Origin of the sequence: Mucilaginibacter lappiensis (assembly GCF_050433765.1) — a bacterium.
Lineage (GTDB): Bacteria > Bacteroidota > Bacteroidia > Sphingobacteriales > Sphingobacteriaceae > Mucilaginibacter > Mucilaginibacter lappiensis_A.
Genome location: NZ_JBNPWP010000003.1, coordinates 457,754 through 482,958, shown reverse-complemented (window position 1 = coordinate 482,958; position 25,205 = coordinate 457,754). Strand labels below are relative to the sequence as shown.

General features: G+C 42.7%; 19 protein-coding genes and 1 riboswitch. Of the genes, 5 read left to right on the top strand and 14 right to left on the bottom strand.

Translation table 11 applies throughout. The features are described from left to right. Positions 1 to 139: 139 nt before the first annotated feature. Complete coding sequence (locus M2273_RS12175) at positions 140 to 3,100, top strand: endopygalactorunase (RefSeq protein ID WP_429397110.1); 2,961 nt, start codon at positions 140 to 142, stop codon at positions 3,098 to 3,100. A 65-nt stretch (positions 3,101 to 3,165) separates the two neighbouring features. Here M2273_RS12175 and M2273_RS12170 read toward each other — a convergent pair whose 3' ends face one another. From M2273_RS12170 to M2273_RS12160, 3 genes are all read right to left on the bottom strand, one after another. After that, positions 3,166 to 5,277 carry a discoidin domain-containing protein gene (locus tag M2273_RS12170; protein ID WP_429397108.1) on the bottom strand — a complete coding sequence of 704 codons (2,112 nt, stop codon included), beginning with the start codon at positions 5,275 to 5,277 and terminating at the stop codon, positions 3,166 to 3,168. Positions 5,278 to 5,524: 247 nt separating this feature from the next. Further along, positions 5,525 to 6,613, bottom strand: a complete 1,089-nt coding sequence (locus tag M2273_RS12165) for a hypothetical protein (protein WP_429397106.1) — start codon at positions 6,611 to 6,613, stop codon at positions 5,525 to 5,527. A gap of 125 nt (positions 6,614 to 6,738) precedes the next feature. Then, positions 6,739 to 8,082 carry an FAD-binding protein gene (locus tag M2273_RS12160; RefSeq protein ID WP_429397104.1) on the bottom strand — a complete coding sequence of 448 codons (1,344 nt, stop codon included), beginning with the start codon at positions 8,080 to 8,082 and terminating at the stop codon, positions 6,739 to 6,741. A 164-nt stretch (positions 8,083 to 8,246) separates the two neighbouring features. Here M2273_RS12160 and M2273_RS12155 point away from each other — a divergent pair, with 164 nt between their 5' ends. Continuing rightward, entirely contained in the window at positions 8,247 to 8,771 is a 525-nt protein-coding gene (locus M2273_RS12155; RefSeq protein WP_429397102.1) for a hypothetical protein, read from the top strand. A 76-nt stretch (positions 8,772 to 8,847) separates the two neighbouring features. On the opposite strand, the gene M2273_RS12150 is transcribed toward M2273_RS12155, so the two are convergent. The 10 genes from M2273_RS12150 to M2273_RS12105 all read right to left on the bottom strand — a co-directional run bounded on the left by M2273_RS12150 (position 8,848) and on the right by M2273_RS12105 (position 18,702). After that, a complete protein-coding gene (locus M2273_RS12150) occupies positions 8,848 to 9,882 on the bottom strand; it encodes an LLM class flavin-dependent oxidoreductase (RefSeq protein WP_429397100.1) in 1,035 nt (344 codons plus the stop codon). A 128-nt stretch (positions 9,883 to 10,010) separates the two neighbouring features. Next, positions 10,011 to 10,853 (bottom strand): bifunctional hydroxymethylpyrimidine kinase/phosphomethylpyrimidine kinase, encoded by an 843-nt coding sequence (gene thiD / locus M2273_RS12145; protein WP_429397098.1) that lies wholly within the window; start codon positions 10,851 to 10,853, stop codon positions 10,011 to 10,013. Between the two features lie 12 nt (positions 10,854 to 10,865). Then, positions 10,866 to 11,915: a molybdopterin-synthase adenylyltransferase MoeB gene (gene moeB, locus M2273_RS12140; RefSeq protein WP_429397096.1), complete on the bottom strand. Its 1,050-nt coding sequence runs from the start codon at positions 11,913 to 11,915 to the stop codon at positions 10,866 to 10,868. A 45-nt stretch (positions 11,916 to 11,960) separates the two neighbouring features. Further along, positions 11,961 to 13,076 (bottom strand): 2-iminoacetate synthase ThiH, encoded by a 1,116-nt coding sequence (thiH, locus tag M2273_RS12135; RefSeq protein ID WP_429397094.1) that lies wholly within the window; start codon positions 13,074 to 13,076, stop codon positions 11,961 to 11,963. Beyond that, the gene (locus M2273_RS12130) at positions 13,069 to 13,836 is read right to left on the bottom strand and encodes a thiazole synthase (protein WP_429397092.1); all 768 of its coding nucleotides are present in this window, start codon (positions 13,834 to 13,836) and stop codon (positions 13,069 to 13,071) included. Before M2273_RS12130 ends, thiH begins: the two co-directional genes overlap by 8 nt. Positions 13,837 to 13,849: 13 nt before the next feature. Further along, on the bottom strand, positions 13,850 to 14,494 hold the full coding sequence (locus M2273_RS12125) for a thiamine phosphate synthase (RefSeq protein ID WP_429397090.1): 645 nt from the start codon (positions 14,492 to 14,494) through the stop codon (positions 13,850 to 13,852). Between the two features lie 12 nt (positions 14,495 to 14,506). Next, complete coding sequence (locus M2273_RS12120; RefSeq protein ID WP_429397088.1) at positions 14,507 to 15,106, bottom strand: thiamine phosphate synthase; 600 nt, start codon at positions 15,104 to 15,106, stop codon at positions 14,507 to 14,509. Positions 15,107 to 15,315: 209 nt separating this feature from the next. After that, positions 15,316 to 17,199: a phosphomethylpyrimidine synthase ThiC gene (gene thiC, locus M2273_RS12115; protein WP_429397086.1), complete on the bottom strand. Its 1,884-nt coding sequence runs from the start codon at positions 17,197 to 17,199 to the stop codon at positions 15,316 to 15,318. 17 nt (positions 17,200 to 17,216) lie between these two features. Beyond that, positions 17,217 to 17,420 carry a sulfur carrier protein ThiS gene (gene thiS / locus M2273_RS12110; RefSeq protein ID WP_429397084.1) on the bottom strand — a complete coding sequence of 68 codons (204 nt, stop codon included), beginning with the start codon at positions 17,418 to 17,420 and terminating at the stop codon, positions 17,217 to 17,219. A 63-nt stretch (positions 17,421 to 17,483) separates the two neighbouring features. Further along, positions 17,484 to 17,577, bottom strand: a riboswitch (TPP riboswitch). Between the two features lie 48 nt (positions 17,578 to 17,625). Further along, positions 17,626 to 18,702: a phosphotransferase enzyme family protein gene (locus M2273_RS12105; RefSeq protein WP_429397082.1), complete on the bottom strand. Its 1,077-nt coding sequence runs from the start codon at positions 18,700 to 18,702 to the stop codon at positions 17,626 to 17,628. A gap of 421 nt (positions 18,703 to 19,123) precedes the next feature. On the opposite strand from M2273_RS12105, the gene M2273_RS12100 reads away from it, so the two are divergent. The 3 genes from M2273_RS12100 to M2273_RS12090 all read left to right on the top strand — a co-directional run bounded on the left by M2273_RS12100 (position 19,124) and on the right by M2273_RS12090 (position 22,196). Beyond that, a complete protein-coding gene (locus M2273_RS12100; protein ID WP_429397080.1) occupies positions 19,124 to 20,476 on the top strand; it encodes a Gfo/Idh/MocA family protein in 1,353 nt (450 codons plus the stop codon). Between the two features lie 85 nt (positions 20,477 to 20,561). Then, on the top strand, positions 20,562 to 21,101 hold the full coding sequence (locus M2273_RS12095; RefSeq protein WP_429397078.1) for a Crp/Fnr family transcriptional regulator: 540 nt from the start codon (positions 20,562 to 20,564) through the stop codon (positions 21,099 to 21,101). A gap of 129 nt (positions 21,102 to 21,230) precedes the next feature. Beyond that, positions 21,231 to 22,196 (top strand): quinone oxidoreductase family protein, encoded by a 966-nt coding sequence (locus tag M2273_RS12090; RefSeq protein ID WP_429397076.1) that lies wholly within the window; start codon positions 21,231 to 21,233, stop codon positions 22,194 to 22,196. A 341-nt stretch (positions 22,197 to 22,537) separates the two neighbouring features. Here the strand turns inward: M2273_RS12090 and M2273_RS12085 are convergent, their stop codons facing one another. After that, positions 22,538 to 25,204 (bottom strand): glycoside hydrolase family 2 protein, encoded by a 2,667-nt coding sequence (locus M2273_RS12085; protein ID WP_429397074.1) that lies wholly within the window; start codon positions 25,202 to 25,204, stop codon positions 22,538 to 22,540. Position 25,205 lies beyond the last annotated feature (1 nt).

Here is a 25,205-nt window from a genome sequence, read left to right as displayed (position 1 = left end):
TTTCACACATTAGAAAGCATCGGGTCCGCCCATTATTTACCATTATAAATTTATGAGCAAAGCCCGAGTCTGTTATACCGGATAATTTCATAAAATTAAACTTTAAACATCAGATAATCAAGACTGTTATGTCATTAATATGAATAAGTTACTAACGCTAAAATTTATCACTCTTTTATGCTTCACTATACCAGTAATAACTGCTAAAAGTCAAACGCACCCTCGGGGTAGTACAATTACATTTGGCAAGGATGCCAAAAACATAGGCCGCATAACAAATGATACCCTGGTGCTCATTACAGGTAGTACCTATTTGTTTACCGTAGATACGCCGGAAGACCAGGGACTGGTTTCAACAAAAGTTGATGTAAAAGATCTTCCGCAGCAATTAGCCGCTGCTGATGGATCGATTCAAAAATACACGGTTACGGATAAGGATGGTACAATAAAAAATGAAGGCAATATTATTACCGGCGACCGTCTTAAGGTGACACCGCTAAAAGGTGTGTCAACCAAAACTTATTATATTTCGGTTCAGCGTATGGCACTTAGCGGGCGCTTGAGTTTAGCCCAGCCAAAATTAACAGCGAATACTAACCATGACCTGACACTCTACTTTACCGCAGGCCAGCGGAGCCCCGATGCAACAGTGAAAATTCATATTCCAGCGGGTATCTCTATCACTATGGATAATACCACTGTAAATGTTATTGGCCGGGGCGATGTAAAATTAAGCGGACTTGCCACACAATCTATTGGCCGGGTAGGCACAAAATATTCTTATTCCAGGGTTGGCGATGTGGTGATAGCAAAATCGGCTGGCCCAGGTTCAGACCTTATATTCAGGCATCTTGATCTCAGACCGGCAAACGGTGCCGATCTTAAAATAATGATCGCCCATGTAAACCTTAAAAAAATTGGGAAATACCTGTTCAACGCTTCTTATACCACATCCAAACCAGAGATACTGACAAGCCCCGGCACAGGTTCAGAAACAGCTACCCTAACCGCAACAAGTACCATTTCGGACTTTGCCCGGATACCTGACAGCGCCATGCAATACAAGGAAACACCTGCCACCTATACCAGGGCAAACTTTAAGTGGGGTCAGGGTGGTAATACCCGGGGCATACAATTAATGCAATCTGCAAACGGGGGTAAAACATGGTCGGCAGCATCAGCGCAAATTGATCCAAAAACTGCTACAGCTTCAGTTTCGGGACTGTCACCAAATAAATTGTACACTTTTAAACTTCGGGTTAAAGATGGTGAGCATAAGGGTTTTTCGAATCCCGTTTCCTTTTACTCCGGCAAAATGGATATTAAAAGCTTTGGAGTAACCGGCAGCGGTACTGATGATACGGAAGGTATAAACCGCGCCATTGCATATCTTAATCAACTTGGGGGCGGCACGCTGCTGTTTACCAAGGGCATTTATATGGTACGTACCGCTCATTTAATGAGCAATGTGTACTTGTACCTGGAAAAAGACGCTGTCATTAATGGATTAAAAGGTGGAGACGCGCCGGAATCGACCTGGTTTAGCGATAAAAAATATCGATCAGGACTGTCCCCTACTGATGCAGGCCCTTATGCTGATCCCGAAAACTATATGACTAAGCAGGATGTTGGTCATCATTATTTTAAAAACGCTATGTTTTTTGGTGAAAGACTGGATAATATTAAAATTATAGGCAACGGTCAGATCAACGGGAATGGCAGTTTAGTTAACGGGGATAATGTGATGAAAAACGCACCAGATAGCCGTTGTGATAAAATGTTTTCACTTAAACTATGTACGCATATTGAAATTGGCGGCATTTACCACCAGGAAGATCTGTGGTATGATGAGGCAAAAGACGAGCCCTATTATATTGGCAAGGATGGTTCAAAAATAGAAGATAGTGACCACATGTTAAAGATTGACCGTTCCGGGCATTTCGCATTGCTGGCTACGGGTACCGATGGCATCAATATCCACGATACCTATATCTGCAAAAACAATCAAACCAATGTGCGCGATGTGTATGATTTTATGGAGTGTAACAATGTAACGGTTACCAATATATTTTCAAGGGTTAGCTCTGATGATGTGGTGAAACCTGGCTCGGATTGTTCTTTGGGCTTTACCCGGCCGGCAAGTAATTACATGGTTCGTAATATCATTGGCGATACCAACTGTAACCTCATTCAAATAGGTTCAGAAACGGTGGATGATATTACTCAGGTATATGTTGATAATATTTATGTACTGGGCGCTAACAAGGCGGGATTTTCCATTTCGACCAACGACGGTGCGCATGTAAAAGATATTTATCTTAACAGCGGTCGCACCGGCCCTATTCGTGAGCGTTCAAAAATGTACAGGGCTACCACACCATTTTTTATATCCATCTCAAACCGGGGCCGTGTTATTGGCGCCGAAGCCGGCAGGTATGTATTTACTGAAAACGGCAAAAAACATGATGAACTGTTGGTTAAAAATGTAAACATAGGTGAAGTGGAAAACATTAACCTGAAAGGTTTAGATGTTTACGAAGTTTATAACGGCAGTTCATACAGTGGCAAAAGGTGGAAACCTTATGATGGCACACAGCGGAAGGCAACACCTATTATTGCTGGTTACAAACTACCTGATGCTGCTGACGTTACCGGTGGCCTTGATTTTAAACTGCCTAATGGCAAGCATACCGGCTATATTAAAAATGTTGTTTTTGATGATGTGCATTTCCTTGTAAAAGGCGGAAACCCGGTAACAGATACCACCAATGTGCCGCCCGAGCTGGGTGTTGGGCAGTACAATGTTGCGAACCTGAACATCCAACCTTCATACGGCTTATGGGCCCGACATGTAAATGGGCTTTCGGTAAGCAATTGTACGTTTAATTATGAGAAAAGAGACAGCAGATATGCCCTATTTTTTGACGATGTAATTGATGCAAAGATCTCGGCGGTAAAAGCAGTACGCGCGCAGGACAATCAATCAATAATAGGACTTAAAAAGTCTACTAACATACAGGTACAGAATTTGATTTACTATAATGATACCTGGGGAAACGCACCAACACCTTTAACCAGGGTTAATGGTATTGAAAATTAAGATCAACACACTATCAATGAAAGTAAAACAGCACTCTCAAATGAGCGTGCTGTTTTTTTATGCTTTTACTTTGGTGCTTTCTCCAGATACAGGCCTACCTTTTTTAGCGCGATGAATGCATTTGCTTTAAGTAGAGTGACCTTAACCTTCCAAACGGTTGTTTTAGGGAATCTATCCATCTTATGTTCACCTATGCTGGTTCCCTGAGCCAGTAGTTTCCAGTCACTATCTACCTGCCCTTCTACTTTATATTCCTGTATACGCTGCCCCAGTTCCTTCACTTCACTAAGTGCCACCGCATTAATTTCCACAGGGTTCTCCATATCCAGCTCTAATGTGGCGCTGGTTACATTATCATTTGTAGCCCAATACGTTTTGGGGTCTCCGTCTAATGCCCGCTCCCCCAAAAAACTTTTTGTTGTTCCTCTGATATTACTTGCCGAAACCGGGCGGTGCAGGGCAAGGTCCTCTCCCAAAACCGGGTCCGTTTCTTTACGTAAAGGCGGCAAAAGTTGTATATGTTTATTATGAAACACACTTTGACTATTGGATGCGTAGCCAATGTTCTTTAATGCCTGTACCCCTAAACGCTCTGCTAACTGGGCCAGATAAAGACTTTGAGGAGCCACTGGTATTCCATGCGAATCATAATTGCCATCAGCCAGTACCGGCCCAGTATCAAATAAACGGGCGGTCTGTAACCTTTCCCCAATATTTCCAATAGCCCAGTTAACGGCACCGGGAGGGTTTTGGATAATATAGGTTTTAGCGATATTGTTCCAGGCCACTCCCCACCCCATCGTCCAACCATGACCAGAACCGGCTACCCCACGGTTTAAAAAGTCGATACCCCCTTCAAGTAAAGTGCAATTATCTACCAGCAAAGCGGTAGCCCAACGCTGATGGGGCTGCAGCCTGCTCCCATACCCCCTGAACGTACTGTTAAGCACTACGTTGGGGCCAGCTATCAAACTGCTTGTCCATACAAAATAGGTATTTCCTCCTGTACTTTCACAACGATCAACCAGGTTCTGGCTTCCTTCAAAACTAAAATCTGCAGGTTTTGATGCCCCCAGGTTAGGATAAGTGTGTTTGATCACAACCTGCTGCATGGTAATACGGTTACCTGCAAAAACGGTGGTATTCATTGTTTCTTCAAAAAACACATTTTTTACCCAGCAATCATTCCCGGCCACGCGGATCCCAGAATAAGGGGCGTTGCCATATGAACTTTCAAGCGGTGGGCACTGTACACGCAAGTCTTCCACACCTGATTGGGTAACCCTTACCGCGGGTTTTACTTTCAGTACCCTGGTACCCGGAGGGGTTAAATATTTGGCATCATATGAATCGGCAAGAGGAACATCAACATAAAGCTTATTACCTGTAATCGCGGTGATCTTTCGCTGCATGATCAAAGTCCGGCTTTTACCTATCCAGGTTTGTGGCTTGCCATCACGTACCAGGTTATCCATTCCCATCAGGCGGATCCATGCCTCTGTTACAGGTCTTTGAATTTCTATAATATCACCAACCCGAAAACCTTTTATAGCTGCTACAGTAAAAGAAACCGCGCCCGAAGGAACATAAGCATCGCTTATGGTTGTTGAGGCAGTGCCAAATAGAGGACTGGCCTCGGGAACCGCGCTTTCTCCGGGCAGTTGGTTACTCCTGCCCATACCAATGGCAAAAGCAACATGTCTGCCGCCCGTCATAAAAATAGTTGTTCCTCCTTTATCACTACCACTGCCCCGCAGCACAACGCCATTGGCTGCCATAGTAAGGGTACCCGAACAGGTAAATTTACCCGGCAGTAATAATACAGCTCCCCTAAAACCATTTTGCAAAGGCATGGCCGATACGGCATTAATGGCTGCCTGAATAGCCTCCGTATCGTCATTACTACCCGAAGGCTTAACCGTATATTTAACCGGAACTGCGGGGAGGGCTACACCGCCGCCCATATAACCCGCATGCGAAAAATCCATGATCCTGTCGCCAGCGGGTGTTGTTTTGTAAATAAGTTTACCATCCTTACCGGGGTAAACCCATTCACTTTTTCCAGAGGACGGGATTTTAACTTGCTTGTTTGCACGGGCAGATTGCTGTGCATGGAGGTTGCCGCCATATGTCCATAAGGATAATATGGCCACTGTAATTACTAATGGCTTATTCATTTTAAATTATAATTGGATTGCTTGGAACAATTGCATAAATGTATTTAAAACAATTCCTTTTTAATGTTTTGCCATGTAAAAAACTTGTGGTATTACAAACTTTATATAGATGCCCTGGGATGGCATTCTCCCTTATATTAACTTGAAAATCAGCTACACAGCATAGTTAGTTTAAATATTATAGAAAAAGCCACTAGTTGAAAAACTAATGGCTTTTATATAAGCTAAGCTCAGCAATGAATTTGCTTTATTTAGGCTCTGTAGGTTTTGCGGCCACGTATGTAAATGAACTTATACCTGCCAGGTATAAAAGCACATCGGGTATAACAGGCATGGTTTTATTATGAATAGTGTATAAAATATAATATACCCCCAGTACGATGTTCCAGGCTACGATCTGAAAACGCTGCATATTGATCGTATTACCATCACTGAGAATATCGGTCAGGAAACCAACTGACTTTTTAGGCGTAGAAGTCTTACCGGCCTTCTGTTTCTTAAAATAATCAATATACTGAGCTGTGCCATTAGTACCCATACTGATACCCAGTAAAACAAGGATAGATGTATTTAATGTTGACGGAATCTCTGTCAGCAAAAGTGAGTAAACAAATCCACCGATCACCAGAACCGTCCAAAAGGCCAATTGGGCTTGGGCCAAACTGTATGCACCATTCTTGGTTTCCCTCAAAATATCTGAGTTGACAATAAGATAGCCAAGAACTATCAGCAAAACCAGGTAAATAATGGTCATCCATATAAACGCTGTATAATTAAAATAGGTGATAGTCAGTTCAGTATTGGCCTTATTCTTATCCAATACTTTAACAGGCAACATACCCTCCCAGGCCACTGATAAATGAACTTTCAATTCGTTCTGATACCAGGAGCCGGTAAGCTTGTATAAGTAATCCCATGCCGCTTTAGTAGAAGTATCCCGTCGTAACTGGAAAGTGATCCACATGATCGAATCGGTTGTTTTAAAATCGGCCTTACTGATATTATTAAAAAGATCAGAGGTAATACCACGAAGCGGAACCCCTTCAGCGTATAAAACTATCTTATTACGGTCGGCAGGCCGTGTATTCATAAATTCCATAGGATTAGTGATCTCTACCAGGATCAGATCACCAGCATATGCCCTTTTGCGGGCGTGAAAGCTACTATCAACCCTCCTTGCTGCCACATCAATAACATACGAAGTTTTAGGAACAACATTAACGGCGGCGGGTGCAGGGGCCGGATTATCAGGTACCGGCTTTGATGGCGCCTGATCAAAGCAAAAACCATTTGTGCCAACAAGCAGCAAAAAAATGGCAAGAACCCAGGTTTTCATTTTCATAAACTTATGGATAAGTTGAGGTTAAATATTATCAATAAACATAAATCAATTTTATAAATTTAACAACCTTTCTACCAGATAGTTACCATCAAAAAAGACCACAACTAACGGGTAGCTATTTATACATTATAAATTTCCCGGCTCAAAAAGTCATTCCTGAATTTTCCATGCGGATCATATCCTGCTATGATCTTTTTGAAATCATTGAGTTTTTCATAGCGTGACTCCAATACCTTTGGCGACATGGTAAATATTTTGCCCCAATGCGGCCGGGCGTTGAAAGGCGAAAGTTCCTTTTCAATAACGGGTAATAGTTTTAATACCGCTTCGGTTTCCTGTTTCCAGGTAAAGTGAATGGTAACTGAAGTTTGATCATGGCATGGGCTCATCCATAATTTATCAGCTGCAATGGTGCGGATCTCTGTTATAAAAAGATGCGGCCCTATCTGCTTGCCCAACCGAGCAACTGCCTGAATAGCTTCTACAGCATGACGCAGCGGCACAAAATATTCTGATTGTAATTCTTTACCGCTACTGGGTGTAAATCCCATTTTAAAGTGTGGCAACCGTTCATACCAGGGACCCGGTACGCCCATTTGCTCCGTGCAATTCTCAGCAGAGAGCGCAATAATAGGGTGCAGGTTTTTTGTAGCTGCCTTTGCGCCGTAAAACTCGGGGCCGTTTTCTTCCTTATCAGTATCTATGCGGCTTTTTATCCAAACCTCATTAACACTATCATTTTGCCAGTCGGTAAATAAACTAACACTATAACCTGCAGAAACTATTTTTTCAAAGTTCTGCTTAACCTGCGCCATAGGCATATTTGTAAATACCCGCTGGCGCATCATATACGTCGGTACTATTTGAAGTGTAACTTTAGTAATAATGCCCATAGCACCAAGTCCAACTACAGCAGCGTTTACCTTTTCTGCATCCGCGGCTTTTGAAAGATGGATCACACTGCCATCGGCTATAACTATTTCTAAAGCAGTTACAGCACTGGCCAGGTTCCCATTTTTAATACCAGAACCGTGTGTGGCCGTTGTACAGGATCCGGCAACCGAAATATGAGGTAACGAAGCCAAATTATGCAAAGCAAACCCTTGTTTATGTAAATATGGTGCAAGCTCACCGTATTTAATACCACCTTCAACCGTAACGGTATGTAACTTTTTATCAAGGCTTACCACCTTGTTCAGGTCTCTTGTTGAAACCAGGTTATCCTTGCTATCGGCAATGGTATTAAAACAATGTCTTGTACCCAAAGCCCTAAGCTTACTGTGTTTTTTAACCAGTTGCTGTACTTCCTCAACAGATTTTGGATAAAATACATTATCGGTACTATAGGTAAGGTTTCCGGCCCAGTTTTTTAATCTTTTAGGTTGAGCCAATGCTCCGAGTGATGATAATAAGGGTGTGGCCATTAAGGTGGTGCTTAACTGGATAAATGTTTTTCTCTTCATAATTTTTTAGGTTACAACAATGTAACACTAAAAATTCAGAAAGTAAAGGTACTTCTGTTTTTTATGGAAGCTATAAACAAGCCGTTAATTTATTAACCGGTTAAAACATTTTGCGTTTAGCGTGCTTTAGTATATAATCAATTAAACCAATAGTTTATACCATTATGAAACATGCATTCATTTTTGGCACCAGCATATTTTTAAGCAGCCAAAACACTGTAACTCTTGCCGATGGTGATAAAAGCACCGAATTTTTAAAGATCCTGTCTTTTTACAAACATCAAAAAGGTATGGCAGATCAGGTGCTCACCATTGATGCCAATATATCTTCCCCGGCGGGTGACTTGATCAGGATAAGCGGTAATCGTTTAGAAGAAGGGACCGTTGGCTTTCATGTAGAGACTGATCCTAACCGGGTTTGGGTGTACCAATCAGGTCATCATGAACCAGTATTAGATGTTTATCAGTTAAATGAACATGAATATGCCGGCCTTTCCAGTCACATTAGCAACGAAATAGGCGTTCAGCACCCTGATGCGGTATTGACCATTAAAGGTAATTTCAGGGTTGGCAATACGCATTTTTTAATTGAAAACGAAAAAATGTTCATCAACGATAACGGCTTTGCTAATGGCGTAGATAATTCGCACCATGGAATAATTTTAACAGATGGGCATACTGTGCATTGATACAGAAAGTACATTGGCAAAACGCCCTTTGATCAATTGATCAAAGGGCGTTTTGTTAAAAAAACCGTGAGTTTAATTAATGGGCGGCTAAAGCGGAAGCACCAATTTCTTTCAATGCTTCTGCAAAAACCTCGTACGAACGGATCCTGGCTCCCTGATCATAAATATGCGAAGTGACCATTATTTCATCAACCTGGGTTTTCTCAACAAAGGCTTGAATTTCTTTTTTTATTTTTTCACGATCGCCGGTAAATAAATAGGCCAGCATTTGGCTTACTGCGTAGCGTTCACTAATATTCCAAACATTATTCATGTGCTCAACAGGTGGCTGCAAAAGTTTACGGTTTCCGGTAATTACACCCAGGAAAAATTGCTGCACCGATGTTGCCAGCCGTTCTGCTTCTGATTCCGTATCGGCAGCAACCACGTTTACGCAGGCCATTACATAGGGCTCATCCAAATGTTCTGACGGTTGAAAGTTTTCCCGGTATAAACTGATGGCCTCCATAAAATAAGTTGGTGCAAAGTGACTGGCAAAGGCATAAGGCAGGCCCATAGCTGCTGCTACCCGGGCGCTATCGGTACTGGAGCCTAAAATCCAGATAGGTACATCCAAACCCTCGCCCGGAATGGCCCTTACTTTACTATCCCAGTTATCATCCGAAAAAAAGTTTTGAAGTTTTTGAATATCCTTGGGGAAATTATGGGGTAAATTAAAGTTGGCACCCCTGATGGCCATTGAAGTAACCTGATCAGTACCCGGTGCACGCCCCAAACCCAGATCAATACGACCGGGATATAGTGAGGCTAAAGTTCCGAATTGCTCGGCTACGATCAGCGGTGCATGATTGGGTAGCATAATACCGCCAGAACCCACACGAATGGTTGATGTTCCACCGGCAATATGCCCAATGAGCACCGCAGTTGCCGAACTGGCTACATTGATCATGTTATGATGCTCGGCAAACCAGTAACGGGTATAACCCAATTTTTCTACTTGTTTTGCCAAATCCAGGCTGTTTGCAAAGCTATCTGCGGGAGTGTGACCTTCTTTTACGCTTGCCAGATCTAAAACGGAGTATGCTATTTTCTTTAATTGCTTAGTGTCCATTATTTGAATTTTTTCATGCAGAGTATCTTTTTAAGATTACGTCGCACATTATTATTCAAATTTAAAACTTCTGTAATGGAACTCAGGAATTACCTCGTTTATATGACTTTACACTAACCATATCGGAATTATCCGATATGTCCTGATTTATACTTAACCATTTTTTGCGGATCAAAAAAATGATTTAACGGGCCATGGCCACTGCCCGTTCTTACATCTTTACCATGTTCAATAGCTCTATGAACATAGCTTTTGGCTTTTTCTATTGAAGTCAGCATATCGTTCCCCAAAGCCATATAGGCAGCTATTGCCGATGAAAGTGTACAACCGGTTCCGTGGGTATTGTTACTATCAATAAAATCAGATCTGAATTTGTGTTTCCATCCATTTTTATCAAGGCACACATCATAAAGGTCAACTCCTTTTAAATGACCGCCTTTTATTAACACCACATTACACCCCAGTTTCAAAAAACAAGCAGCGGCTACTTCCATATCTTCTATATTATTGATATTCATATCGGCTATTAACATGGCCTCATCCAGGTTGGGAGTAACTAAGGCCGCTAAGGGAAATAGCTCATTTTTCAAGATATTTATCGTGCTATCCTCCATCAGTTTATAACCACTGCTTGATACCATTACCGGATCAAAGATGACAGGCACTTCTGGATATATTTTTAAAACATTTGCGATAGTTATAGCCTGTTCAGTAGTATGTATCATCCCTATCTTGATAGCTATAGGTTTAATATCATCCATAACGGCCTGAATCTGTTGCTCCACAATTTCAGCAGGAATACTATGGATACCTGACACGCCCACGGTGTTTTGCACCGTAACTGCCGTAATAGCCGAAGCTCCATAACATCCCAAAGCACTAAAGGTCTTCAGATCGGCCTGTATGCCCGCGCCGCCCCCACTATCTGATCCTGCTATGGTTAGTACTGTAGGATATTTATATATTTCCATGTTTTATCCCATTTAAAAAACGCCGTTCTTTACACTATACATTTCGCCTTTATAAACGGGTTTTAACAAATGAATAGCCATTTTACTACGCTGACCTGTTTGGCAGCAAAATACCAGCTTTTTATCTACCGGAAGATTGTTCACCTGTTCATTTAACTCATACAAAGGGATATTGATGCCCCCGATGTTATAATCCTCATATTCATATTCTTCTCGCACATCAACCAGGTAAACTTTATCAGGATTTTGCACCATCCATTCGTTTAAAACCTTCATGCTTATTTCGTAATTAGCTGCCGGTTCTTCCACGTTAATCGAAGCTATTTTTGACGTTATCCTTTCTTGCCTGACCATATTAAAAATGCTGATGCTATTATCAAGCGAGTTCAAGGTCAAAAATTTGCCCGAAAGCACCTCTCCTATCCCACAAATGATCTTGACAACCTCATTAGCCATATAAGTCCCGATCATGCCCGGGAGAACCCCTATTACACCTATTTCGGCACAGTTAGGCACTTCATCATCAGCCGGTGGCTCCGGAAAAACATCGCGATAGTTTGGGCCATTTTGGTAATTGAATACCGATACATGACCCTCAAATTTAAATATAGAGCCAAATACCAGTGTTTTCCCTAAATCAACACAGGTATCATTAACTAAATACCGGGTAGTGAAATTATCAGAACCATCAATAATCAGGTCATAACGGCTGATTAGCCTTACCGCATTCTCAGCGGTTACTCTTTCCTCATGAGCGTTTATAACTATGAATGGATTTAAAGCTTCCAGCTTTTGTTTGGCAACCACGGCTTTGGGGTTACCCACATCCATTGTATTATACAATACCTGCCGGTGCAGGTTGCTGATATCAATTACATCATCGTCAACAATCCCTATAGTACCTATTCCGGCAGCTGCCAGGTATTGCAGCACCGGGCAACCTAAACCGCCTGCACCGATCATGAGCACGTTAGCGGCTTTTAACTTTTCCTGGCCATGCATACCTAATTCCGGCAAGATCATTTGCCGGTTATACCGTTTTAATTCGTCACGTTCCAACATGCTTAAAAATTTTGAACCCTCTCCTTTGGAGAGGGCAGGGTGAGGTTAAGTTGCTAAACAATTATCCCAGTCTTTCCACACGGGTTCATAACCTTGCGCGCGGATCACCCGGGCAATTTCCTGTGGACTCCGCTCATCTGAGATTTCAAACTGTTCCAGCGATTCAGGCTCAACCGCATACCCTCCGGGATTTGTTTTGGAACCCGCACTGATAGCCGTTATCCCCAATTTAATAATGTTGTTCCTGAAATTGGGTGATTCGCGGGTAGAAATGGAAAGCTCCACTTCTTCATTAAACAAGCGGTAGGCACAGATCAGTTGTACCAGTTCCCGGTCGTTCATTTCAACCTTAGGCTCCAGTCCGCCGCTAAAAGGGCGCAGACGCGGGAATGAAAGACTATATTTACTTTGCCAGTATTTTTTCTCGAGGTAATTTAAATGCATGGCTGTAAAGAAACAATCCGTACGCCAATCCTCCAAACCGATCAGCACACCCAATCCCATTTTATGGATCCCAGCCTGCCCAAGTCGGTCGGGTGTTTCCAACCGGTATTGAAAATTTGATTTTTTTCCTTTGGGGTGATGCTTTTTATAATCGTCCTCATGGTAGGTTTCCTGGTAAACCAATACGGTGTTCAATCCATAAGGAGTTAATTGCTCGTAATCTTCCAGATCAAGTGGCTGCACCTCCATAGAGATATGAGAAAAATGCGGGCGGATCAGGTCAAGCGTTTTTTTAAAGTAATCCACATGAACGGTTTGATTGGCCTCGCCGCTAACTAACAGCACATGGTTATAACCCATATCCTTGATCACGGCCACCTCCTGCATGATCTCCATAGGCGACAGCGTTTTTCGCCTCACCTTATTATCATAACTAAAGCCACAGTATGTACAGATGTTATTGCACTCATTCGACAGGTAAAGTGGCACATACATCTGTATCACCTTACCAAAACGCTTGAGCGTTAACTGCTGACTGATACTGGCCATCTGCTCCAGGTAAGGCGCCGCCGCCGGCGATACCAATGCTTTAAAATCCTCCAAAGTTCGTTTTGGTGCTGCCAATGCCTTTTCCACATCGGCGCTGGTTTTAGCATAAATACTGGCTTTGGTATCGTCCCAGTTGTAGGTTTCAAAAATGTCGTTAAAGCTACTCATCTAAAAAAGAGGTTAAGGGGCTACTGGCGACCGCGTGTGATGCAGGTAACGCTAATCTTGCTTCATAGGCCATACGGCCTGCTTCCACAGCCATTTTAAAAGCAGCGGCCATTTGTGCCGGGTTTCCCGACACTGCTATGGCAGTATTAACCAATACAGCATCAGCGCCTATTTCAAGCGCCCAGGCAGCATCAGATGGTGCACCTATACCCGCATCAACAATTACAGGCACATTACTTTGGCTGATGATGATCTCTAAAAAATCTATTGTTTTTAAGCCTTTATTACTCCCTATGGGTGAACCTAAAGGCATTACGGCTGCCGTTCCCACGTCTTCGAGTCGCTTGCACAAAACCGGATCGGCATGGATATAGGGTAAAACAACAAAGCCCATTTTGGCTAATTCTTCCGTAGCTTTTAAGGTCTCGATCGGGTCGGGCATTAAATACTTAGGATCGGGATGGATCTCCAGTTTTATCCAGTTGGTTTCTAAAGCCTCACGTGCCAATTGGGCCGCGAAAACAGCTTCCTTGGCATTCCTTACACCCGATGTGTTGGGCAATAAGTTGATATGCGGATATTTTAAACGGATCAGAATATCATCCCTGTCGTTGTTTTTTACATCAACACGCTTTAGGGCCACGGTTACCAGTTCGGATCCTGAGGCCAACAGGGCATCTTCCATTAAAGCGGATGAACTGAATTTACCAGTGCCTGTAAACAAGCGTGAATTAAAAATTTTGCCGGCTATTGTTAACATGGTTCTATTGATTTCACACTTCATTTAAAAGTGTAGTGTTTAAATATTCATACATTGCTTTAACCGTTTGGGCCGGAGTATCGGCATAAGTTATAGCTCCCGATACTGCTACGCCATATAGACCGGCTTGCATAATAGGGATAATATCCTCTGGTAAAATGCCGCCGATAGCAATTATAGGGATATTAATATTGGCCGCATGTACCTGGCTCATGATATTTTCATAACCATCTATTCCCAGGATAGGACTTAATTTTTGCTTGGTTTTAGTAAAGCGGAATGGCCCCAATCCAATATAATCAGCGCCTTCGGCAACCCTTTGCTGAATATGCTGAAAAGTATTAGCTGTACCACCAATGATCATTTTTGGCCCTACAATGTGCCTGGCCTTTGCAATCGGCATATCCTGCAAGCCCAAATGCAGTCCGTATGCTCCTGCTTGCAAGGCAATTTCGGGGTGGTCATTCACTATAAGTTTCGCTTTATATTCAAAGCATAAATCACTGATTTCAACCGCATAATCCAATATTACGTTGTGCGGTTGGTCTTTAATCCGTAACTGGATCCATTTGCAACCAGCATCAAGCGCCATTTTAATTGCAGACAGATGTGTGCCATTTTCTGGCTGTTGCGATATATAATGAAGTTTATCTATCATAATGATTTTCAATCAGGACGGTAGTCCCTGTTTTAAATTTTTAAAGTTAGAAATAGCCAAATCCGGGTTATTCCATACAGTTCCTAATACAGCTGCGCCATCAAAGTTCATCACCTTTATTTTGCTTAAATTCGACAGATCTATTCCACCTAAGGCAATTACATTCAGTTGTATACCTTGTTTATCTAAAGAAAAACTATCAGACCATTTAGCCTGATAACCAGGTTTGGAGATACTGTTAAATACCGGCCCCAAAAAAGCGTTATCGAAGCATTTCAAAGTGTATAATGTTGCCAGATCATGAACAGAGGTACTTAGTATATAACCCTGCTGATGTATCAAATCCAGTTTTTCTGGGTCGGTATTTACCCTGTGCTGTTCAGTATAATGCAATCTTTTTATGCCAAAATCCTGCGTCATAATATGATGCTGGTGCAAGGCGATATAATGATGATACTGTTCATCAATCTCCCTTAACAATCCAGCTGTCTGTCCCGCATCGTAACCAGGCTTGCGCAAATGAAAACGGGTTAACCCGTTTTCAAATAGCTGATTTATGAGCCGGGCCTCGTTTGCTATTGCATCAGGATGTGATATGACTATCAGCTGCATAAAGTATTTAAGCGAAGCAAGTTCATTAACCAATCAATCATGATTAAAACGCTATGTCATTTCGAACCCTCGGGATAAGCCAGAGCTTGGGGAGGGAGAGAAATCTTATACGCCCAGCGTTGTAAGTATAGCGTATAAGATTTCTTCGCCTCATCACACTGCCGCACCCTTGCTCATCGAAATGACATGCATTGTTTAAAAATTTTCACTTACAAATAAATCTCACTCCCTTTTTCTGTGAACTCTTTTGACTTCTGCTCCATCCCTTTTGTCAGCGCGTCTTCTTCATCAACACCATGTTCTTTGGCGTATTCCCTTACATCCTGGGTAATTTTCATGGAGCAAAAGTTAGGGCCACACATGGAGCAGAAATGGGCGATCTTTGCGCCATCGGCGGGCAGGGTTTCGTCATGGAACTCACGGGCCGTATCCGGATCAAGCGACAGGTTAAACTGGTCATCCCATCTAAACTCAAAACGAGCTTTGCTTAAAGCATTATCCCTGTACTGTGCGCCGGGATGCCCCTTGGCCAGGTCTGCCGCATGAGCCGCTATTTTATAGGTAATTACACCATCTTTTACATCTTTCTTGTTAGGCAAACCCAAATGTTCTTTTGGTGTAACATAACACAGCATGGCCGTACCAAACCAACCGATCATGGCCGCGCCTATGGCCGATGTGATGTGGTCATAACCTGGAGCAATATCTGTAGTAAGCGGGCCTAAAGTATAAAAAGGCGCTTCACCACAATGAGCTAATTGTTTGTCCATATTTTCCTTGATCATATGCATAGGAATATGACCAGGGCCTTCAATAATGGTTTGTACATCATGTTTCCAGGCAATTTTGGTAAGCTCGCCCAGGGTTTCCAGTTCACCAAACTGGGCGGCATCGTTGGCATCGGCAATGCAACCTGGTCTTAAGCCATCGCCTAAGGAAAATGCCACGTCATAAGCCTTCATGATCTCGCAGATCTCCTCAAAATGGGTATACAGGAAGTTTTCTTTATGATGAGCCAAACACCATTTAGCCATGATAGAGCCACCACGCGAAACAATACCTGTAATACGTTTGGCAGTCAGGGGCACATATCGTAACAGCACACCAGCGTGGATAGTAAAGTAATCTACACCCTGTTCTGCCTGTTCAATTAAAGTATCCCTAAACAATTCCCAGGTAAGGTCTTCAGCTTTCCCGTTAACTTTTTCCAATGCCTGGTATATGGGCACGGTACCAATAGGAACGGGTGAGTTACGTATGATCCATTCACGGGTTTCGTGGATATTTTTGCCGGTGGAGAGATCCATAATAGTATCGGCTCCCCAGCGACAAGCCCATACCGCTTTTTCAACCTCCTCCTCGATACTGGATGTTACGGCCGAGTTACCAATGTTGGCATTGATCTTCACCAAAAAGTTACGCCCAATAATCATCGGCTCCGTTTCAGGGTGATTAATATTGCAGGGGATAACTGCCCTGCCTGCCGCTACTTCTGCCCTTACAAACTCTGGCGTGATATATCCTTTGGGCGTATTGGCCCCAAAGCTATGGCCCTGATGCTGATGGCTCATCACCTCATATTGCCCGTTCAGTTGTTCCTTTAACAGATCAATACGCTGGTTTTCGCGGATGGCGATGTATTCCATTTCGGGTGTGATGATGCCTTTTTTGGCGTAATGCATTTGCGATACATTACTACCTGACTTTGCGCGTAACGGACTGGATACGTGTGCAAAACGCAGATCATTTAAACTTACGTCATTCAAACGTTGTTGTCCGTATTGAGATGATATTTGTGCCAGCCGCTCTACATCCCCTCTGTCCGTGATCCATTTTTCGCGCAAAGCTGGCAATCCCTTTTTAACGTCAATGCTGGCTTCAATATCTGTGTACGGACCGCTGGTATCATATACCGTTACGGGTGCATTGGGCTCTGTTTCGCCAAAGCGGCCGTGCAGTTTGGTATCGCTCAAACTGATCTCGCGCATGGCTACGCTGATGTCATGGAGCACACCTTTAACATAAACTTTTTTCGACGCCGGAAATGGATCGGTAGTAAGGACCTTGCCTGTTGGGATTTTTTCTGTTTTCATATAAGTGTGGTAAATGGTTATCCGCCTTGTGTTGCTGTGATAATAATGATGTGATCACCGTGATTCAGCGGTTCCGTTTCCCAGTTGGATTTGGAAACGATGGTTTGATTAACGGCAATAGCCAGGCCCTTTGAAGTTTGATTAAGGACATCAGATAGCAAAGTTTGCACGGTGCATCTGTCAGGAACGGTATAAAGCTGTTGATTTACGGTGATTTCCATTCAATTATTTTTAATAAATAACTATAGGAATGGCCCCGTTTAAGGAAGGAAAAAACAACAAGCAAAGTTGTTTTCACTTTTCCCTTCGGCAGTACTAACTGCATCAGGTTCAAAGGGTATTATCTCAGTCCATCAAAGGACACCCCTAAAGTTGCTGTAAACCTAAGTAAAAGTTTTTTAAACTAACAAGCCTTTTTGGTTTTTATTAATTCACCACATTAAGATGTTTAAAACTGAAGTATTGAATAAACTTTTTAAACCGTTTTTCTGACTTTATAAATTGACCAAGTAAGGTTAATTGATTTTGAGCCCTGATTAAATTTTGCTGCGCGTAAATGGTATGATAATAAACATCGCCATTTAAAAAATCGGTCAGGAACCTGATGGCCTGCATATAGATCATATATTTCCCGGCAAAAGTAAAATAGTCTTTCTCCGTGGCCGTCAACGCCGTACCCATCGCCGAAAGATACCCTTTGTAAATGGCGTAAAAACACTCTTCGTTGATCTGGATCCTGGAAAAATCACGCTCCTCCTCATTTGCCGGCGAAAGATAGGTGCGCAGCATATCACCCACATCGCTCATAAAATAACCCGGCATAACCGTGTCCAGGTCAATTACGCATAATCCGTTATGATCTTTATCAAACAATACATTACTGATCTTGGTATCGTGATGGATAACCCGCAGCGGCAGTTTGTTATGATCAGTTAACTGCTGGTATATAAAAAGTATTTCCTGATGCTTGTAAATATCCTTGATCAGGTTGGCTGCAATTATAAGCCTGTTGGAGCTGGCGGTAATACAGGCTTTTTCAAATTGTTCAAACCGCAGCTTCAGGTCATGGAACTGCGGTAAAGTATAATGTAATTTGTCAAGATCAAAATTTCGCAGTAAATAAGTGAACTGCCCAAACTGGTGCGCTGCTTCAAAAGCTTCTTTCTGATCCTGGATCTCGGTGATGGTTACGGAGTTTTCAACAAATGGAAAAAGCCTGTAATATTCGCCATCATCTGTTTTAATCAAGTATTTACCTGATAAGGAGCGGACAGGCGCTACAAAAAGATAATCAGGCTCGGTTTGTTTTAAATAGGTTTCCAGCAAGGCTACGTTTTCGGCAATAGCTTCTGGATCTTTAAAAACGCCTGCATTAATATGCTGTAGAATATAGTTTTCGGGACCGCATACCTTCCAGGTATGATTGATTAAACCTGAACCAAATTCCGCAATTTTATAGTCACTTACATGAAGCCCGTATAGCTCAAGGATCTGATCAAACATAGTAAAAGTCAAATAGTTATACCAAACGTACTTAATTAGTCAATAAAAATCCTGCGCAAACGTTTGTGCATTTTTTGTCTGGTCTTTAGCCGATCTGTTTTCCCCGCTTCTGTCAATTGTGATCCCCGGAATAATCCGGTGACATAAATTTTGATCGTATCTATTATTACCTCTTCCATTTAAAGACTATAACAAACCTTACAATAACTACGTGAAAAGAAGCGATTTGTATCTAAAAAATCAATATTGACACGATATCAATTGTAACATCTTACTTTAATTAATAATATCAAACGTTTGCGTGGTAATTTTATTAATTAAAGCATTTGTTTTATCAATACGATCAATAACTTCACTGTTGAAAAGCATCAGTAAACAGGCAAATCACATCTAAACAATTCACATCAAACACTTATTATAAATGGACAGAAGAACATTCGTAAAAAACAGCGCAATTGCAGCCGCCGGCTTTACCATACTACCAACAGGCAGTTTATTTGCAAATGCAAGCGGCAAAGCCCGACTTGGTTATATTGGCGTGGGCGCCAGGGGCATGAGTCACATATCAGAAGGTTGCCTGCGCGACGATGTTGAAATTGTAGCTATATGTGATACCCAAGAGCATTCATTAAGCATTTGCCGTGAGTATATAGCTAAAAAGGGAAGACCAGCTGCTAAAGAATATACAGGTGGCTTAGATGCTTACAAAAAACTACTGGAACGAAATGATATTGATGCCGTGATCATTGCAACACCATGGCAGTTTCATTACCCTCAGGCAATGGACGCCATGAAAGCCGGAAAATATGTGGGATGCGAAGTAATAGCAGGTTTAACGGTTGATGAACACTGGGATATTGTTAAAACATCTGAAAAAACCGGCATACCTTATATGACATTGGAAAATGTATGCTATCGCCGCGATGTGATGGCTGCCTTAAATATGGTTAGGCAAGGCTTATTTGGCGAGCTGATACATCTGGAAGGCGGTTATCAGCATAACCTGCGTGATGTTCTTTTTAATGATGGAAAAGGGCGTTATGGTGGCAAAGGTGTGGAGTTTGGACCAAAGGCTTTGAGCGAGGCGCAATGGAGAACCCAGTTTAATATTGACCGCGACGGCGACCTTTACCCTACCCACGGTGCCGGCCCAGTAATGAACTATATCGACATTAATCATGGTAACCGGTTTACCAGCCTGGTTTCATTTAGTTCAAAGGCACGTGGTCTTGGCGCATATGTGAATGAGCTTGCTCCGGGAAACCCCACTGCTAAGATCAACTACAAAAATGGCGATGTAACTACTACCATAATCAATTGTGCCAATGGCGAAACCGTTTTGTTATCGCATGATACACATTTGCCCCGACCGTATTCACTTGGATTCAGGGTACAGGGTACTAAAGGGATCTGGATGGATGTAAACCAATCAGTTTATATTGAACATGAAGCTAAAAAAGATGACGTTTGGGATCCTGCAAAGGAATGGTTTGCCAAATATGATCACCCGCTGTGGAAAAAACACGATGCAGAGGCTGCCGGCGCCGGTCATGGCGGGATGGACTGGTTTGTATTTAATGCCTTTATTGAGGCCGTAAAGCAAAAAAAGCAAACCCCTATTGATGTTTATGATTCAGTGACCATGAGTGTTATAGCACCCTTATCAACACAATCACTTAAGGAGGGTAATAAAACATTGGACTTCCCTGACTTTACAAAAGGTAAGTGGGAAAACCGTAAAAGCACCTTTGCTTTGGACGACAGCGGATTTTAGTATTGCAGTACAGGAACAATTTGACTTGCCGCTATAAATTCATTTAATTTGAGCAGTGTTTGATCAACTGAAAAAAATATCACCAATGCTTCAGGGCCAATGGGAAAAGTATGAAAGCTATTACCATCGCCTTGAAGTTCCTGCAAAAACTATTCTTTTAAACGAAGGCGACGTTTCAAAAAAAGCTTACTTTATTGAAAAAGGTTGTTTGAGGGCCTGGTTCAATAATAAAGCGAAGGATGTAACCTTTCAGTTCTTTTTTGAAAATGACAGTGTATCATCTATTGAAAGTTTCAGGAGAGGCAAGCCGAGTTTATGTACCATTGAATCCATAGAACCATGCGTACTTCACTGGATCCATAAAAAGGACTTTGACAACATCATGAAAGAATTAAACGCGATCCCCGAAATTTGTGAGCAGCTATCAGATATATTTCTTGACCGGCAAATCAATTACATGAGTCATTTTTTGTCATTCATCAGGGATACCCCGAAAGAACGTTACCTGAATTTATTGAAAGAAAAGCCCCACATTATAAGGCGCGTACCACAACACTATATTGCCTCTTATTTAGGCATTACCTCGGTTTCCTTAAGCCGGATCCGTAACGCGGTGAACAGATAATTTTGAATTATTGAATTATAAAAATCAATAATTCATTAATTCAATAAATAATCAGCTTGTTTCATTTATTAACAATTGTTATCGTGGCCCTGCTCGCAGCCACCGAACTTTGTTAAAAATTAAAAAAAAATGAAAGCAGCAGTATTATACAAAGCAGGAGAAATACCTCAATATGACGATTTTACAGACCCAGTTCCTCAGGAAAATGAATTGTTAATTCAGGTAAAAGCCGCCAGTATCAAAAATCTGGATAAGGGAAGGGCCAAAGGTGTTCATTATGATCAACACGAAAAATTCCCGGTGGTAGTTGGGGTTGATGGAGTTGGAGTATTAGCCGATGGGGTACGCGTTTATGCAGGGTCGCGCGCAGGTATGATGGCCGAAAAAGCCGTTATTAATAAAAACTGGTATGTTCCTGTGCCCAGCGGGATAGATGATGTAACCGCGGCAGCCATACCCAATCCCGCTATTTCGGCATGGCTATCATTGGTATATAAAGGAAAATTAAAAAGGGGCGATACCGTATTGATATCAGGCGCAACCGGCATCACCGGAAAACTGGCTGTTCAAATAGCACGCCACCTGGGTGCAGGCAGAATTATAGCTACAGGCCGTAATGAGGCTATCTTAAACACGCTTGACGCCGATCTGACCATCTCACTCAGCCAACCCCACGAAGCCATTAAACAGGCGCTTAAAGTCGAGGCATTTCAACATCCATTTGATATAGTGATTGATTATTTATGGGGCAAACCTGCCGAACTGGTTCTGGAAACGTTAACAGGCCACGACATCAATTCAACAGCCGATCATATAACCCGTTTTGTACAGGTTGGTTCAATGGCGGGCCCTGATATAAACCTGCCTGCAGCAACACTTCGCAGCGCACCTATTGAGCTTGTGGGTTCAGGCGGCGGAAGCATATCAAAAGAGATGATGGCTAAAATTCAAACAGAAATATTGCCTGAAGTATTTAAACTGGCCAGTGAAGGCAAACTCACCATAGATACTTTAGCCATCCCCTTAAAGGATGTTACCGAAGCCTGGGAACGCGAGGACACACAGGGTAAAAGAGTGGTTATTACAATGGAGTAACTAAATGCCTGGGTTTATTTTTGCATGACTCACAGTCGACTCACCCCGCCTGCGCTACGCGCGGCCCCCCTCTTTGCTGCGCAAAGAGGGGGTACAAAACTCACCTGTCTACTCTAAGCGTCATTGCGATTGCGAAGCAAGGAGCCTCACCCAACCCTCTCCAAAGGAGAGGGCTTTAAAATGCTTTTAAAGTCTCCCCTTTTGGGGAGATTTAGAGGGGGCTTCGCAATGGCAATGGCGCTATTTTTAATTCCCTCTTTCCGCCGCAGGCGAAGAGAGGGTGATCGAGCATAGCGATGATCGGGTGAGTCTAATCGTCAACTTTGTTTAATGACATTGCTTTATTTGTCAGGCAACCCCGCTTCAAATCCTCCTTGCTGGTCGCCGCTGCTTTTTGCAGTGTCCAGATTCCAGGCCGAGGTAAGAAAATATGGGGTCGTATTTACCGCATCTTTATTGCTATAACTGCAGGTTAACACCCTTTTTTCGCCGGGAGCCAGGGATATGTAGTTATCGCTGAATATTACCGGCAGTATATCATCACCATCCTTGCCTTTTAAAGCACGCAGGTGAACAAAAAACGCTACCGATTTGCCCGTATTGGTTATGGTAACCGTGTGCGTGGTGCTATCGCCACTGGTAGTTTCCTGATTATGGCTCAATTTAAGCCCTGTTTTGGGTATCTGTTGCAGGGCCGAATAATCCGCATAAACAGATTCAGGCGTGGTATACCAGTTTGATTTTTTCCAGTTCAGTACTTCGGCCCGTTGCGATAACCAATACCAGTTGATACTTTGCACATCTCCCTTGTTATCAGAAAGCTGCAACCTTACGAAATATGTTGACGACAAGCCGGCAATTGGCGGCAGGGTAAGGAACATTTTAGAGGCATCAGCATCAATAGCAGCAGGTACGGTTTTAGTATATTTTACTGTACCATCAATATTGTATACGGAAGCTTTTATTTGCAAACCGGAAAACTTTTTAAGATACGAATTGATGATACCTACCTCGTTCGATTTATAGGAATACATAACATGCAGTGGCTCCATTGATTTTTTCATACCGAAGTATGTGCCAGCCGGATACAGGTAGTAATCATAGGTATGCCAAATAATGCCCGGCCATGGGTTGCTCAGCATCCATTGCACTACGCCGGTAGCGGTTTGATATTTTTTTAAACCATAGGCTTCCATCATAGCCCGGTGCGCCTCGTAGTTTTGGGCCTGTGCTTTGGCTACATAGTTTTTAAGAGAAGTCGACTCGCCGTAACGCTCCGTTAATGCTTTATCAAAAACTTTTGTAGTACCAAATGAGCCGGTACCGCAATGGTACAGCCATGCAGGCGAAGTAGTGGAGAGTGAGTCCTTTGGAATAAACTTGATCAGGCTTTCATACGGTGGTATGGATGGTCCGGGGGATATTTCTGTGGCGAAACTCCAGGCGCCGCCAAATTTATGCGTACTATCTGTTTCCCAGTAAATAGGTGGAACCCATTCATAAGGGCCTGCCATTTTTACGCCGCTATAGCCCGATACTTTTGATCTGGTTTCATTAGCCGTTGCAATAACCGGGTTGGGCCATTTCAAAGTCTTTTCAATTTTCAGGTAATCGCGTTCAACAGAAGTATCGGTTGGTGGCATATCGCTTCCGTTGAGCCATACCATTAAACTGGCCTTATTCCTGAGCCAATACATGACGCTGCTGTCTGATGCCATAGCCACCTTACGTTCGGCTGCATCCCAATGTTCAGGGTGTTGCCATACGCCGCAACACATCCAACCGGTCATAACCAGCATACCATACTGATCGCACAGGTCGTAAAAATTATCATCCTCCATTTTACCTTCCGAGCGGATGATGTTCATATTCATATCACGTACCAGTTTAACTTCCTGCTCCTGTCTTTCTGCCGACCGGCGCTGAAAAATATCAGGCGACCATGCAGCTCCCCGAAGCAAAATAGGCTTACCGTTCACCATAAATTCTCTTGATTCATTATCAAGAAGCCTGGAATCCATCTCGCGGATACCAAAATTTTCAGACAGCGTATTACTCACCTTGTTGCCCACCACTGCCGAAAGTTCAATACGGTTAAGCTCGGGTTTACCGTATTGCCATGGCCACCAAACGCGCGGGTTCTGTATGTTCAGTTGTTTAAAATTTTCGGGAGTAAACGTTACACTTTTTGATTCTTTGGGTAGTAAGTGCACCTTTTGCTCAAAAGCAATATTGCTATTGATGTGGCCTTTTATAACGGCATCCTGCACGGCGTTGGTATAGTTGGTTACCTGCGCGTCAACAGTTAAGTGGGCTATACTTAACGATGGCAGATCAAACCTGGTGGTAACCAATGGGTACTGCACCCCTACTTTATCATAGGTTTTAATCTCTACATTATTCACTATCCCGCCATTGTAATCAGGAGGATAAGGTATCCAGTCGGCATAATCAATAGCCAGGTCACCTTTTGCTTTGTTGGGAGTAAATGGCCTCACTATCTCCAGCGCGAGCACATTTTTCCTGGTATAATTGATATGCCCGGTCACATCCAACTGAATGATCCGGAAAGGGCCCTTTACCTTTGTCGAATCGGCAATTTTAACTCCATTGAGCCATACGTTTGCCTTGTAATTAATGCCATGCAAGCGAAGGATCACGTTTTTCCCATTCTCCGATGTAGGCAAAGTAAACTCACGCCTAAACCACCAGGGTTTATCCAGCCTGGCATCTTTCAACTTTTGCAGGTTACGGCCCATAAAGGGGTCAAAATCATACACTTTATTAGCCAGCAAGCCCGCAATAAGTGTTGTTGGCACACTTACCTTATACCAGCTTTGTGTATCAAAATTCTCTTTGGATATTTTATCGGCAGGGCTTACATCTGTTACCGCCGACTGCATTTTCCAATCATCTTTTAGAATCAATTGAAAATTTTCCTGCCTGGCCTGGCTAAATGCCTGGTAAAAGCACAAAGGCAGAATCAGGGTTAATATGAGTTTTTTCATG